At 34.0% G+C, this 13,820-nt stretch carries 13 protein-coding genes; 11 read left to right on the top strand and 2 right to left on the bottom strand.

What is annotated here, in order from left to right; all coding sequences use genetic code 11:
- Positions 1-62 precede the first annotated feature (62 nt).
- The 6 genes from BN2390_RS13180 (at position 63) to phnE (BN2390_RS13155) (ending at position 5,503) form a co-directional block, all read left to right on the top strand.
- Entirely contained in the window at positions 63-647 is a 585-nt protein-coding gene (locus BN2390_RS13180; protein WP_053984805.1) for a cyclase family protein, read from the top strand.
- A gap of 214 nt (positions 648-861) precedes the next feature.
- The gene (locus BN2390_RS13175; RefSeq protein WP_053984804.1) at positions 862-1,827 is read left to right on the top strand and encodes a LacI family DNA-binding transcriptional regulator; all 966 of its coding nucleotides are present in this window, start codon (positions 862-864) and stop codon (positions 1,825-1,827) included.
- An 89-nt stretch (positions 1,828-1,916) separates the two neighbouring features.
- Positions 1,917-2,981, top strand: coding sequence for a phosphate/phosphite/phosphonate ABC transporter substrate-binding protein (locus BN2390_RS13170; RefSeq protein WP_053984803.1), 1,065 nt, complete (start codon positions 1,917-1,919; stop codon positions 2,979-2,981).
- Positions 2,982-3,095: 114 nt separating this feature from the next.
- Positions 3,096-3,860 (top strand): phosphonate ABC transporter ATP-binding protein, encoded by a 765-nt coding sequence (phnC, locus tag BN2390_RS13165; protein WP_053984802.1) that lies wholly within the window; start codon positions 3,096-3,098, stop codon positions 3,858-3,860.
- Entirely contained in the window at positions 3,857-4,678 is an 822-nt protein-coding gene (gene phnE / locus BN2390_RS13160; RefSeq protein ID WP_053984801.1) for a phosphonate ABC transporter, permease protein PhnE, read from the top strand. The genes phnC and phnE (BN2390_RS13160) overlap by 4 nt, the downstream gene beginning before the upstream one ends.
- 15 nt (positions 4,679-4,693) lie before the next feature.
- On the top strand, positions 4,694-5,503 hold the full coding sequence (gene phnE / locus BN2390_RS13155; RefSeq protein ID WP_053984800.1) for a phosphonate ABC transporter, permease protein PhnE: 810 nt from the start codon (positions 4,694-4,696) through the stop codon (positions 5,501-5,503).
- 74 nt (positions 5,504-5,577) lie between these two features.
- On the opposite strand, the gene BN2390_RS13150 is transcribed toward phnE (BN2390_RS13155), so the two are convergent.
- A complete protein-coding gene (locus BN2390_RS13150; RefSeq protein WP_053984799.1) occupies positions 5,578-6,141 on the bottom strand; it encodes a hypothetical protein in 564 nt (187 codons plus the stop codon).
- 153 nt (positions 6,142-6,294) lie between these two features.
- On the opposite strand from BN2390_RS13150, the gene BN2390_RS13145 reads away from it, so the two are divergent.
- The 4 genes from BN2390_RS13145 (at position 6,295) to BN2390_RS13130 (ending at position 12,244) form a co-directional block, all read left to right on the top strand.
- Positions 6,295-6,738: a hypothetical protein gene (locus BN2390_RS13145; RefSeq protein WP_053984798.1), complete on the top strand. Its 444-nt coding sequence runs from the start codon at positions 6,295-6,297 to the stop codon at positions 6,736-6,738.
- 121 nt (positions 6,739-6,859) lie between these two features.
- A complete protein-coding gene (locus BN2390_RS13140) occupies positions 6,860-7,054 on the top strand; it encodes a CDIF630_02480 family spore surface protein (RefSeq protein ID WP_053984797.1) in 195 nt (64 codons plus the stop codon).
- Positions 7,055-7,071: 17 nt separating this feature from the next.
- Positions 7,072-10,593 (top strand): pyruvate:ferredoxin (flavodoxin) oxidoreductase, encoded by a 3,522-nt coding sequence (nifJ, locus tag BN2390_RS13135; protein ID WP_053984796.1) that lies wholly within the window; start codon positions 7,072-7,074, stop codon positions 10,591-10,593.
- Between the two features lie 211 nt (positions 10,594-10,804).
- Positions 10,805-12,244, top strand: a complete 1,440-nt coding sequence (locus BN2390_RS13130; RefSeq protein WP_053984795.1) for a C39 family peptidase — start codon at positions 10,805-10,807, stop codon at positions 12,242-12,244.
- A 61-nt stretch (positions 12,245-12,305) separates the two neighbouring features.
- Here BN2390_RS13130 and BN2390_RS13125 read toward each other — a convergent pair whose 3' ends face one another.
- Positions 12,306-12,869 (bottom strand): TetR/AcrR family transcriptional regulator, encoded by a 564-nt coding sequence (locus BN2390_RS13125; protein WP_053984794.1) that lies wholly within the window; start codon positions 12,867-12,869, stop codon positions 12,306-12,308.
- A gap of 239 nt (positions 12,870-13,108) precedes the next feature.
- Between BN2390_RS13125 and BN2390_RS13120 the strand changes: the two genes are divergently transcribed.
- Complete coding sequence (locus BN2390_RS13120; protein ID WP_053986322.1) at positions 13,109-13,810, top strand: ABC transporter ATP-binding protein; 702 nt, start codon at positions 13,109-13,111, stop codon at positions 13,808-13,810.
- Positions 13,811-13,820: the final 10 nt, after the last annotated feature.

The following is a 13,820-nucleotide window of genomic DNA, read 5'->3' as shown; positions in this document are numbered from 1 at the left end:
GATTTTGGTATACTGTAATGTGAAGTAAAAGATAGAAAACTACAAAGATAAGAGATGAAGATATGAAATATATAGACTTAACATTAACAGTAAGAAAAACAAATAAAGCTTATCAGTGGGCACAATCCCAATTGAAAAAAGAAATTGTTATGGGGCATGTAGGAACACATTTTGATGTGTACGATAGGCCGAATGTTCCTCTTGAATATATGCAAACCAGAGGGGTTTTATTAGATGTTAGCCATGTTCAAGGAAAAGAAATTACAAGTGATGATGTAGATCTAGATTATGTAAAACCAGGAGACTTTGTTTTAATACGAACAGGAACTATTGAAAAACACCCGTATGGAAGTGGGCTGTATTTTAGAGAAAGTCCTGTTTTATCTTGGGAACTTATCGAGGAATTAATTGATTGTAGAGTAAGTTTTATTGGTTTAGACACACAAGATATTCGTCGTAATCATGAGCATATAGAGGCAGAAAAGATGTGTGAAGCTAAAGGTATCTATGTTATCGAAAATCTAAAGAATTTAGATAAGATTAAACCAGATGTAGTATGTAAAATGCTTACCATGTGGCAAGATGATCCTGAGGCAACAGGGGTTCGTTGTAGAGTTGTTGCTGTACAGCCTGAAGATGAAGAATAGAAAACAAGAACTTATAAGAATAAAGATAGAAGGGATGTTGAATGCGATAAAGTCAACATCCCTTTTAATTTATTAACATAGGTTATGTAATGTTTTTCTATTATCGAACGCTACGTTAAAAATATGTAAAATCTCATTTTTTTGCATAAAACTTTACTAAAATCTCTTGTGCTTTGCGTATTTATACATATAATAGGTAGAGGAGGGAAGAAAAATGGCAACTTTAAAAGAAATTGCAGAACGAGCAAATACCTCGATGGCAACAGTATCAAGAGTACTTAATCAAGATAAAAATATTTTAATCAGCGAAGAAGTACGCAACAGAATCTTTGATATTGCCCATGAACTTAACTATGTACCACCTAAAAAACGCCGTATAAAAGCAGAAAAAGGAATTAAAATTGGAATAGCAGATTGGCATATTATCAGAGAAGATAGAGATAATATAAAATTAAGAGATTATATTAGCATCGCAACTAGATTTTGCAAAGCACCTGTCGAATTTGAGCGTATGGTATATGGCGAACCTATGGAAGTTGAAGGCATTATTGCTTTAGGTAGTTTTAGTGAAGAAGAAGTTATGTATTTAAAGAAACAGAGCTATGCTATTTTATTTATTAACTCCGATAGACACGATTATCAATATGATAGAATTATTATGGACTATAATGAAGGTCTTATGCAGATGGTTCATTATATTTTAGAGACAAAGGCCTATGAAAACATTGGCTATATAGGTGGTTATTATGAAAAAGGCCCACTTGTTATAGGCAAGACAAGGCATCATGCTTTAATGCGTATACTCAAAGCGCAAGATAAGTATAAAGAAGAGAATTTCTTTATAGGTGAACTGAGTAAGGAAAGCGGTTATCAGATGGCGAAAGAAGCCATAGTGAATAAGAGATTAGCAAGAGCAGTACTTCTTGGCAATGATCAGATCGCAGAAGGCGCTCTTGAAGCTATAGAAGAGGCAGGACTTAGGGTACCGGAAGATGTAGCAGTAGTCGTGTATAAGGATATTGAAACTTTAAGATCTAAGTTTCCAACGTATACAGCCATACAGATGCTACCAGATTTTGTGTGGGAAACAGCTATTAAGTTACTTCTTGAAAGAATAACAGGCGCACGTTCAGAGACCATGACTGTCATTTTACCTTCTAAGTTTTATATAGGTAATTAAAAATATTAGAAATGAATAGAGACTTTAAGGACCCCGGTCTTTAAATAGATAACTTGGGAAACCAAAACTTAAAATAAATGGAGGATACCATGAAAAAGTTTTTAAAATTGTTTATGGCAACAACATTATGTTTATCAATCTTTACAGGTTGTGCAGGTACACCAGATAATGGTGCAACATCACCAGCACCAGAAGCAACAGGTAACAAACAAATTGAAAAGTTAACAGTAGCTTTCGTACCTTCACGTGATCCAGAAGAAATCGTAACAGCTACAGCACCTTTAAAAGGGATGTTACAAACAGAGTTAGCTAAAGAAGGTTATGATGTTAAAAATGTAGAGATTACTGTAGGAACAAACTACGAAGCAGTAGGGGAAGCACTTAGTGCAGGTACTGCAGATATTGGTTTAATCCCAGGTGGTACTTACGTATTATACGATGATAGTGCAGAAGTTATATTAACTGCAACACGTGATGCTTTAAACAAAGACTCAGATAATGCTAAAGATTGGAATGATGGTTTACCAACAGAAGGTATTGAGGACAAAGCTGTTTCTTACCGTTCATTAATTATTACTGGTCCATCAGAAAAAGGTCAAGCACTTGCTGCTAAAGTAAACGCAGGTGAAGCGCTTACATGGGAAGAATTAAATGATGCAAACTGGAGCATTATGTCTACAACATCTCCAGCAGGTTACATTTACCCAGCGTTATGGTTACAAGAAAACTTCGGTAAAAGCATTACTGATTTAGCAAATGCTGTACAATCAGATTCTTATGGTAGTGCATTTGCTCGTCTTGCATCAGGACAAGTTGATATCGTATTAACTTATGCAGATGCACGTCGTGACAATGAAGAAAAATGGACAAGCGAGTTCGGTAGAACAGCATCTATTTGGGATGAAACAAATGTAATCGGTGTAACACCAGCTATTTACAATGATACAGTATCTGCAAGTATGACATCAGATATTATGGATGAAGACTTCAAAAAAGCTGTACAAAATGCATTTATCAACCTTGGTAATACACCAGAAGGCCAAGAAGTAATTTCTATCTACAGTCACAAAGGTTACCAAGTAGCAAATCCTGCTGATTATGATAATGAGCGTGCTGCCCAAAAATTAATTCAAGAACTTAATGCAGGAAAATAATCTGTATAAATAACAGGATGGGTGGGTTTAATAAACTCACCCATTTTTACGTATATGTTAATTTAACGATAGTATAAAATTATGCCTTATTCGATAGGAGAAGTGGAGCACACTATGATTAAATTTGAAAATGTAAGCAAAGTATATCCGAATGGTTATAAAGGATTAAATAATGTATCGCTTGAAATTGAGCAAGGCGAATTTGTAGCCATCATTGGTCTTTCAGGTGCAGGGAAATCCACATTAATTCGTACAATTAACCGTATGCATGATATCTCAGAAGGAAAACTTACAGTAGATGGAGTAAGTGTAAATAGTCTAAAAGGAAAATCACTTCGTAAGTTTCGTAGAGGAATAGGGATGATCTTCCAATCCTTTAACTTAGTAACAAGAACAACAGTTATTAAAAATGTTTTAACATCTAATATACCAGATATGCCATTTTGGAGAGTGCTCCTTGGGGCTTATCCAGAGTCTAATAAAGTAGCTGCTTTAGAAGCTTTAGATAAAGTAGGAATTTTAGATAAAGCTTATACAAGGGTAGATCAACTTTCAGGTGGACAACAACAACGTGTTGCCCTTGCTCGTACACTGGCACAAAATCCTAAGATTATCTTAGCGGATGAGCCAGTTGCAGCTCTTGACCCAGTAACAGCAAAACAAGTTATGAATGACTTTAGACGTATCAATAGAGAGATGAACATCTCTGTACTTATTAATATCCATCACGTAGACTTAGCCCTTGAATATGCAGACCGTGTAATTGGTGTAAAAGGTGGGGAGATTGTATATGATGGACCAAGTAAAGAGGTAACAAGTGAAATCTTAGACCGTATTTATGGAGGACAGGAACCAGATACAATGGAGGGGATACAATGAGCCTGTATGACAAAATATTTCCACCTAAAAAGATTATTCTCTCTGATGGAAAGGTAGTCAGTGAGAAACACTCACGTATGCCACTTGTCATATTGCTTCTCGTTATTGCTTCATGGATTGCTATTGATGTGACAGGGTTTAATTTAACTGTACTTATAAAAAGAGGGAAGCAGTTTTTTGTTATTTTAGAGCAAATGTTTCCACCAAATTTAGATTATATGAATAGTATTTGGGGACCTCTATTTGACACTATTAAAATGTCTTTATTAGGTTCAGTAATAGGTTCACTATTAGCTATTCCTTTTTCAATTATTGCAGCGAGTAACGTAGTAAAAAGTCGTGTAGTTATTAGTCTATCTCGCCTTTTCTTAAGCTTAGTAAGAACTTTACCAACACTTGTTATTGCATTAATTGCAACTTACATCTTTGGCCTTGGGACACTGGCAGGGACAACAGCTATTGCTGTCTTTACATTTGCTTATGTAGGAAAGATTCTTTACGAGCAAATTGAAACAGTAGATATGGGTGCCTTTGAAGCTATGGAAGCAGCAGGTGCTACAAAGCTAAAGGCTTTCCTTGCTGCTATCGTACCACAAGTTTTACCAGGTTATATTGCAAATTGTCTCTTCTGCTTTGAGGGGAATGTAAGATATGCCTCTATTTTAGGTTATGTAGGTGCTGGAGGCTTAGGCCTTATCCTTAATGAGAAAATCGGTTGGAGAGAATATGGAAGTGTAGGGATGATCCTAGTAGCTTTATTCGTAACCGTTATGATTATTGAAGGTATTAGCCATTACTTACGTAAAAAATTAACTTAAAAGGAGGATAACAACATGAATGAACGTATTCAAGCACAGCTTAATAAACAACCAAAAACATGGATCTTTCAAGTTATTTCAGTATTAATTGTTGTCATTCTCATTGGATGGTCTAGTAGTGCAGTGAATTTCAAAGGGGTTACAGCTGGTGGTATGGATGTAGCAGGTAACATTATCAAAGGAATTTTTAATCCAGATACACAGCTTCTTTTCAACTTTACTAATCAAGGCGTGCCTTATTTATTATTAGAAACAGTATGTATTGCTTTCCTAGGAACTATAGTAGGTGCTATTTTAGCTATTCCAATAGCTTTCTTAAGTGCAACAAATCTTGTGCCTAAACCAATTGCTCTTATTGGGCGTGTACTTATTATGGCAATCAGAACAATTCCGACTTTTGTTTATGGATTAATGTTTATACGTGTAACAGGCCCAGGACCGTTTGCAGGACTTTTAACCATGTCTGTTGCATCTATTGGTATGGTTTCAAAAATGTATATAGAATCTATTGAGGATTTAGATACAAAAATTCTTGAATCTTTTGAAGCTAGTGGTTGTACAACTTTCCAAAAGATTAAATATGGCATCCTACCACAGCTCATGCCAGATTTTGCATCAACTATTATTTATCGTTTTGATATGAACTTAAGAGACGCAACAGTACTTGGATTAGTAGGTGCAGGTGGGATTGGTGCACCACTGATTTTTGCTATGAATGCTTATAAATGGAATCAAGTAGGTGCTATCTTAGCAGGACTTATTATCCTTGTATTAATAGTAGAATGGATTTCATCTAAAATCCGTGTCAAACTTGCACGTGGATAAAATGAATAGAAAATAAGAATAGATACTAAAAAGGAGCTATTACATAAATGATATGTAATAGCTCCTTTTCTATGTCAAGAAACAAGTTGATCACAGAAAATAAGGCCTTTAGGATCACCTAATAATGTATTTAGGAAGCCCTCATAAATCAGATTTAAATCAGAGTGGGTTCTAAAATCTTTGGCAGTTGTAAGAATAGGTTCTTTATTAAATTCTAAAATGCCAGCTTCACTTAATATGTAAGAAACAAATTGAGAACAAAAATAACTATGTTTAGGTTGAATCTTGATATTAAAAAGGCGTCCAATAACACCAAGGATATTATATTTATATTTTTCTTCTTCTAAGCAAAACTCGCTAAGTAAAGAAGTAAGCTTTTCATATTGGACATCACTAATAGTTAAACGGTACATTTGACATTCTGTTTTTGGAAAAGCAGCTACCCATTTGATATAGTTTTCGCATCTAAACCCACCAATAAAAGGATTACGAATTTTTTTGCGGCTAAAACTATAACCATGTGTAAAGTCATCTGTGAAAAGTAAAGAAACATGAGCATAAGGCTCACGAGTATACTTTTTTATTAAATAACAAAAGATGCTTTCAGTCTTAGTAAGCATAATATAGATTGTTTTCATACATACCTCCCCCATATCCTTTTATAAAAAGATATGAAGATATTATAAAGGAAATGTTGAAGAATATCAAATATCCTAAAGAAATAAAATTAAATGCTATGAAAAAAAGTATTTTGACTCATACTAATTTAAAAATGACATTGAGGTGACAAAATGAATGAAAATGTAGAAGTACTTAACTTTATATATCAAAATTCAGAAATGGGAACAAATACTTTGACAGAACTTATTGAAATAGCAGGAGATGTACCTTTTGAACAAGTACTCCTTAAAGAGCTAGAAGGATATAAAGCAATTAATAAAGAAGCTATTAGCTTACTTGAGGCAGAAGATCATGAACCAAAAGGTATAAAGAAATTAGATCAGATTAAAACATACATTATGATTAAAGCATCCACATTAAACAATCAATCAGCATCTCATTTAGCTGAAATGCTTATACAAGGCAGTACAATGGGTACAGTAGATATGTGTAAGAAGTTAAATAGTTATAAAAATTTAAAGGATGAGGTACGCGCTTTAGGGCAGCATCTTTTAGAATTTGAAGAAGGAAATATCGAAGAGCTTAAAGAATATTTAAGACAAGGTCATGAATAAAAGGAGAGTACTATAAAGCACTCTCCTTTTATATGAAAACAAGGATAAAATAAACAATCTAGGGAATAAATAAAAGATGAATAGATACGTCAAAGATTATATAGTAAAGGAGAAAATTTCTATGAAAGACGAAATGGATTTAACACTTTCAGGTACACACAACAAACGTCTTAATAATGTAAATGCACAAAATAGTAATACAACAGCAGCCCTTAATGATACAAAAGAACGATTAAAAGATTCTAATGTAAGCATTCCTACTGAAGCAGGTGTTATAAATGCTAAGGAATGGGTTGATAACGGAAGTAGATTATAAGTTAAAGGAGTTTACAAATGAGTAAAATTAAGATGACATTAGATGGGAATACTGCTGCGGCTTATGTAGCTTATGCCTATACAGAAGTTGCTGCCATTTACCCTATTACACCATCTTCTACTATGGCGGAGGTGGTAGATGAATGGGCTGCTCAGGGTAGAAAAAATATATTTGATCAAAAGGTTAAAGTAGTAGAGATGCAATCTGAAGCGGGTGCTGCAGGTGCATTCCATGGTTCACTACAAGCTGGTGCTCTTACCACTACTTTTACAGCATCTCAAGGTTTATTACTTATGATTCCTAACATGTATAAGGTAGCAGGAGAACTTCTACCTGGTGTATTCCATGTAAGTGCTCGTGCCTTAGCAGCTCAAGCTCTTTCAATATTTGGTGATCACCAAGATGTTATGGCAGCTAGACAAACAGGGTGTGTACTCCTTGCAACAGGTTCAGTACAAGAAGTCATGGACCTTGCTCCAGTTGCCCATTTAGCAGCGATTAAAGGGCGTCTACCTTTTATCCATTTCTTTGATGGATTTAGAACTTCTCATGAAATTCAAAAAGTAGAAGCACTCGAATACGATGATTTAAAAGGCTTAGTCGATCAAGAAGCACTTAAGGCTTTTAGAGAAAATGCCTTATCACCAAACCATCCAGTAACACGTGGTACTGCACAAAATCCAGATATTTATTTCCAAACACGCGAAGCATCTAACAAATACTATGAAAATATCGTAGGAATTGTAGAAGATTATATTCATAAGATGTCTGATCTTACAGGCAGAAAATATGGTCTATTTGATTATTATGGGGCAAAAGATGCAGAGCATGTTATTGTAGCTATGGGATCAGTGACTCAAACAATAGAAGAGACAATAGACTATCTTAATGCTCAAGGTGAAAAATATGGTCTTGTAAAAGTACATCTTTATCGTCCATTCTCTATGAAGCATTTCTTAGAGGTAATGCCAAGTACAGTTAAACGCATCGCTGTCCTTGACCGTACAAAAGAGCCTGGTGCTATGGGTGAACCACTTTATTTAGATGTACGTAACTGCTACTATGAAGCAGACACAATGCCTCTTATTGTAGGGGGGCGTTATGGACTTGGCTCTAAAGATACAACACCAAGTCAAATTAAAGCAGTATTTGATAACCTTAAACAAGATCAACCTAAAGATCATTTTACTATTGGAATCTATGATGATGTTACCCATACTTCTTTAGATGAAAACGAATTGATCGTTACAGAGCCAAAAAACATGATTCGTTGTAAATTCTGGGGTTATGGATCAGATGGTACAGTAGGTGCTAATAAACAAGCAATTAAAATTATTGGTGAGCATACTGATAAATTTGTTCAAGCATACTTTGACTATGACTCTAAAAAGTCAGGAGGTCTTACAGTATCTCACCTTCGTTTTGGTGATGAGCCCATTCGTTCAACTTATCTCGTAAAAGAGGCAGACTATATTGCATGTCATAACCAATCTTACGTGAATCTTTATGATTTAGTAGAGGGATTAAAACAAGGTGGTACATTTGTACTTAACTGTCAATGGAGCAAAGAAGAGTTAGAAGAAAAGCTTCCTACTAAGTTAAAACGTGGAATAGCAGAAAAACAAGCAGAATTCTATATTATCAATGCAACTAAAATAGCAGAAGAAATTGGACTAGGTAATCGTATTAATATGATTATGCAAGGTGCATTTTTCAAACAAGCAGGAATTATATCAGAAGAGGAGGCGGCTGAGTATTTAAAAGGTGCCGTAAATAAAGCTTATGGTAAAAAAGGTGAAAAAGTGGTTCAAATGAACTATAAAGCTATTGATGAAGGATTCGGTGCTGCAGTTAAAGTAGAAGTACCAAGTAGTTGGAAAGATGCTGATAGTGCAGATGAGAAAAGAGCGAATGAACCAGAATTTGTTGAAAAGATTATGCGCCCAATGGAAGCACAACAAGGTAATCGCTTAAAAGTTAGTGCCTTTGATGGTATTGAAGATGGTACCTTCCCATCAGGAACAACAGCTTATGAAAAACGTGGAATAGGTATTAATGTACCAGAATGGATTCTTGAAAACTGTATTCAGTGTAATCAATGTGCGTATGTTTGTCCACATGCATGTATCCGCCCATTCCTTTTAACACAAGAAGAACAAGATAAAGCACCAGCAAGCTTTGAGACTAAGAAAGCTATTGGTAAAGGCTTTGATGGATTAGGTTACCGTATGCAAGTAGATACAATGGACTGTACAGGTTGCGGTAACTGTGCAGATATTTGCCCAGCAAAAGACAAAGCACTTGTTATGAAGAAACTTGCAACACAAACAGATAAAGAGGTACCTAACTGGGAGTATGCAGTAAGTAAAGTAAGTGATAAAGGTCATCTAGTAGCTGGCAAGACTGTTAAAGATAGCCAATTTAAGACACCTCTATTTGAATTCTCAGGTGCATGTGCAGGATGTGGTGAAACACCATATATCAAACTTGTAACACAACTCTTTGGAGATCGTATGATGATTGCCAATGCTACAGGTTGTTCATCTATCTGGGGTGGTTCAGCACCATGTACACCATATACCTCTAATCATGAAGGTAAAGGGCCATCATGGGCAAATTCACTCTTTGAAGATAATGCTGAATATGGATATGGTATGTATTTAGGCGTAAAACATATTAGAGAAGGACTATCAGAAAATATTACTGCCTTAAAAGAAAAAGTAGGAGACAGTGAAAAAGCAGTTCTTGAAAATTGGCTTGCAAATAAAGACGATGGTGAAGCTTCTAAAGAGGCATCTAAAGCAGTCAGCGAACTCTTAGATAGCCTTTCAAATTCAGCTACTAAAGAACTTGTTGATAAAATTAAAGATAAACAAGATTATCTTGTTAAACGCTCACAATGGATTGTAGGTGGAGATGGATGGGCATATGACATCGGTTATGGCGGTCTTGACCATGTCCTTGCATCTGGAGAAGATATTAATGTCTTTGTATTTGATACAGAAATTTATTCTAATACAGGTGGGCAAGCATCTAAAGCAACACCTCTTGCTGCCATTGCCAAATTTGCCGCTGCTGGTAAACGTGCAGGCAAAAAAGATCTAGGTCGTATGGCTATGACTTATGGTAATGTTTATGTTGCGCAAGTGGGCATGGGTGCAGACAAAAACCAATTTATCAAAGCACTCATTGAAGCTGAAAGTTATAAAGGACCATCTTTGATTATTGCTTATGCACCATGTATTAGTCATGGTCTTAAAGAAGGTATGGGTAGAAGTATGGCCAATATGGAGCAAGCTGTTAAAGCAGGTTACTGGCATCTTTATCGTTATAACCCAGACCTTAAAGAACAAGGTAAAAATCCATTTATACTAGATTCTAAAGAACCAACAGAAAGCTTTAGAGACTTTATTATGAATCAAGTACGTTACTCAGCACTTGCAAAACAGTTCCCAGAAGTAGCTGAAGGTTTGTTTACTGAAACAGAACAGCAAGCAAAAGAACGTTATGAAATTTATAAAAAATTAGCAGAACAATAAAAATAAAAAATCCATCTTAATAAATTATTTATTAAGATGGATTTTTTATAGAAGAAATATATAGAAGATAATATTGTATTTGACAAAAATGTATAAAAATGTAATAATTAAAATTAAAAATAAACAATAGTTCAAAGATTTAATTACTTATAAGTTATCATTAATTTTTTACTTATTATAAATAGAAAATAGTAATGTACATGGGGGAAATATGAAATTAAAAACAATCAAAAAGATGATATTAGTTATGGGGATGAGTAGTTGGTTATTTAATCATACAGTAACTCTATATGCAAATGATTCAATAACAATCAATAGTAAGATTACTAAAATAAATAATATACCAGTGATTAATCAGTTTCCAGAATTGCCTACAGGGTGTGAGGCAACAGCACTGACTATGTTATTAAGATATTATGGTGTGGATGTGACAAAACAGCAGGTAGCAGATAGTCTTCCTAAAGAACCCGTATCTTACTATAAAAATGGTGTAAGATATGGAGGAGATCCTAATAAAGGATTTGTAGGAAATCCGTATTCAAAATCTAGCTATGGTGTATTTGAAAAGCCTATATTACAAGTCATTAATAAATACTTGCCTGAGCGAGGGGAAAACTTAACAGGGAAGACACTAGATCAACTCTTAGAAGTTGTAAAGGATGGAAGACCTGTTATGATATGGGCTACAATAAATATGCTAGACGTAGTTTATCAACAAAGATGGAGGTTGGATACGGGAGAAATGTTTAGTTGGCCTGGTAATGAACATGCTTTATTATTAGTAGGCTATGACTCAACATATATTTATTTAAATGATCCTTATACGGGACAAGAGAAAAAGTACAAACGAGAAGTCGTTGAAAATCGTTATAATACATTAGGCAAAAGAGCAGTAGCCATTTTACCAGAGGAAAAAGTATTAAAACTAAGCGTGAATGGAAGAGTGATTGAGGAGGTAGATGCACAAGAGATTATATATAAAGAAAATAAAGTATTTATACCTGTAAGCTATCTTACATATATAATGGATGATGTATCAGCTACTTATAGAGATAGGATAGTATATTTAAATATCAAAGGTAGAGAAGTACAGCTAGATACGAGACAAAATAAAATGGATATAGTATTTAATGAAAAGAAAACAACAGAGCTATCTTATGAAGTTAATAAAGGTATTACACGAATAGAACTAAATGGCTTAACAGAACTTTTGCCTATTACATACAGTGTGCAAGATGAGCAATTATTAATGGATGTATATAAAGTATTGGAAATATCAGTAGATAACGAACTAATCGTTACAGAAGAGGGGAAGGATATACTATTAAAAGATGAACATATATTTATTCCAGTCAGTTATATAAGTCAATTTATAGATTCCTTTAACTATGAATATAAAGATAAAAAAGTCTATATACAACTAGAGGGTCAATCTTATATATTAGAAAGGGAACAAGATTATATTGATATAGTATTAGAAGATGGAAGTGTAGTTCCGCTACATTATTGGATAGAAGATGGTATAACTAGAATAGAACTTGATGCATTAATACAATATATGGGTTACGAGTATGTTATTCAAGATTCAACAGCTTTTATAAATAGGTATTTAGATGAAGAAGAAAATGAAGAATATGAACAGTGTATTTAAGGCATAAAAGGGAATTAAAAAAGGAGCAGAAGAATTAAAAGATAATTCTTCTGCTCCTTTTTTAATTTTGTGGATAATAAGTGTAGGTACTCATATTGCTTAAAAATTTGACAAGGTCGGCAGGAGATTCTTTTAAACCATTTTGAAGCCAAACTTGGATAACTGATAAGATCCCCCCAATAGAATATTTGATTAAATAATCTAGAAATATGCCATCAAGTTCTGGACTTTGTACGAGGGATTCAATATCAGCCTTATGGGCAATATAAAGTATACGATCTAAGAGTTGGCTGCCTCTTTGATTGCAAAAGAGTATTTTGCATAAAGACTGATTCTCAGCAATTAGCTCAAAGATACTGATGAGTAACGTATTAAGATGAGTTTCTAATGGCATTTCTAATACGTATTCTAATATTTGATTAAAAAGTTCATCTTCCATAGATTGTAAAAGATCATAAGCGTCTTTGTAATGAGAATAAAATGTGCCCCTATTAATATCAGCCTTTTTACAAATATCTGTAACAGTGATCTGATGAATTTCTTTATCTTGCAGTAATTCAATTAAGCTCTCTTTAATTACTGTTTTGGTATATATAATTCTGCGATTTCCTTTAATTCCAGCCATTTTGTTCACCTTTTATGTGTTTTAGTCATTAACAATTTAAAAATAAATGGTATTAAATAGACATATTTTTATAGAATGTCTATTTAATATCAATTTGAATAGATGTGATTATTGTTCTAGATAAGGCTATTCTTTATACTAACTATTATACTTATTATTGTACTATTAATCATACGGGGTGTCTACTTAATGACAAGAGTATGATTAATAATTTGAAATGAATGGAGTTGAATATGAATATGTCATATATACAAATTACCGATGAGTACAAAAGATATAAAATAGGAGAAAATGTTGTTGTTGCCAATGATGGTATTACTTTTTCAGTAGAAAAAGGTGAATTAGTTATTATATTAGGACCCAGTGGAGCTGGGAAGTCTACTGTACTTAACATACTTGGAGGTATGGATACTTGTGATGAAGGACAGGTCATTATTGATGGTACAGATATTGCCAAATTTAATAATAGACAGTTAACCAGTTATAGAAGAAATGATGTAGGTTTTGTATTTCAATTTTATAACCTAGTGCAGAACTTAACGGCAAGAGAGAATGTAGAACTTGCTACTCAGATTTCAAAAAATGCTTTAGATGTAGACCAGACTCTTGAGCTTGTAGGCTTAAGTCATAGAAAAGATAATTTTCCCTCTCAACTTTCAGGTGGAGAGCAACAAAGGGTATCTATTGCAAGAGCTATAGCTAAGAATCCAAAACTTTTACTTTGTGATGAACCAACAGGTGCACTTGACTATAAAACAGGTAAACAAATATTAAAAACGCTACAAGATACTTGTAAAAATACAGGTACAACAGTTATTATTATCACTCATAACTCAGCACTTGCTCCTATTGCAAATAGAGTAATTAAGATTAATGATGCAAAAGTTAGAAGTGTGGAAATCAATCAAAGTCCTGTACCGGTAGAATCTATAGAATGGTAGAGGTGATCAA

This window comes from Niameybacter massiliensis (assembly GCF_001282685.1).
Classification (GTDB): domain Bacteria; phylum Bacillota; class Clostridia; order Lachnospirales; family Cellulosilyticaceae; genus Holtiella; species Holtiella tumoricola.
This window is presented reverse-complemented; position numbering and strand designations above follow the sequence as displayed.

What these genes read in the sequence shown, in the direction of transcription:
- BN2390_RS13145 (WP_053984798.1), top strand. Translation starts at nt 6,295, where the DNA reads ATGAATGAAAATGTAGAAGTACTTAACTTTATATATCAAAATTCAGAA.
- BN2390_RS13175 (WP_053984804.1), top strand. Translation starts at nt 862, where the DNA reads ATGGCAACTTTAAAAGAAATTGCAGAACGAGCAAATACCTCGATGGCA.
- phnE (WP_053984801.1), top strand. Translation starts at nt 3,857, where the DNA reads ATGAGCCTGTATGACAAAATATTTCCACCTAAAAAGATTATTCTCTCT.
- BN2390_RS13125 (WP_053984794.1), bottom strand. Translation starts at nt 12,869, where the DNA reads ATGGCTGGAATTAAAGGAAATCGCAGAATTATATATACCAAAACAGTA.
- phnE (WP_053984800.1), top strand. Translation starts at nt 4,694, where the DNA reads ATGAATGAACGTATTCAAGCACAGCTTAATAAACAACCAAAAACATGG.
- BN2390_RS13140 (WP_053984797.1), top strand. Translation starts at nt 6,860, where the DNA reads ATGAAAGACGAAATGGATTTAACACTTTCAGGTACACACAACAAACGT.
- phnC (WP_053984802.1), top strand. Translation starts at nt 3,096, where the DNA reads ATGATTAAATTTGAAAATGTAAGCAAAGTATATCCGAATGGTTATAAA.
- BN2390_RS13130 (WP_053984795.1), top strand. Translation starts at nt 10,805, where the DNA reads ATGAAATTAAAAACAATCAAAAAGATGATATTAGTTATGGGGATGAGT.
- BN2390_RS13170 (WP_053984803.1), top strand. Translation starts at nt 1,917, where the DNA reads ATGAAAAAGTTTTTAAAATTGTTTATGGCAACAACATTATGTTTATCA.
- BN2390_RS13120 (WP_053986322.1), top strand. Translation starts at nt 13,109, where the DNA reads ATGTCATATATACAAATTACCGATGAGTACAAAAGATATAAAATAGGA.
- BN2390_RS13150 (WP_053984799.1), bottom strand. Translation starts at nt 6,141, where the DNA reads ATGAAAACAATCTATATTATGCTTACTAAGACTGAAAGCATCTTTTGT.
- nifJ (WP_053984796.1), top strand. Translation starts at nt 7,072, where the DNA reads ATGAGTAAAATTAAGATGACATTAGATGGGAATACTGCTGCGGCTTAT.
- BN2390_RS13180 (WP_053984805.1), top strand. Translation starts at nt 63, where the DNA reads ATGAAATATATAGACTTAACATTAACAGTAAGAAAAACAAATAAAGCT.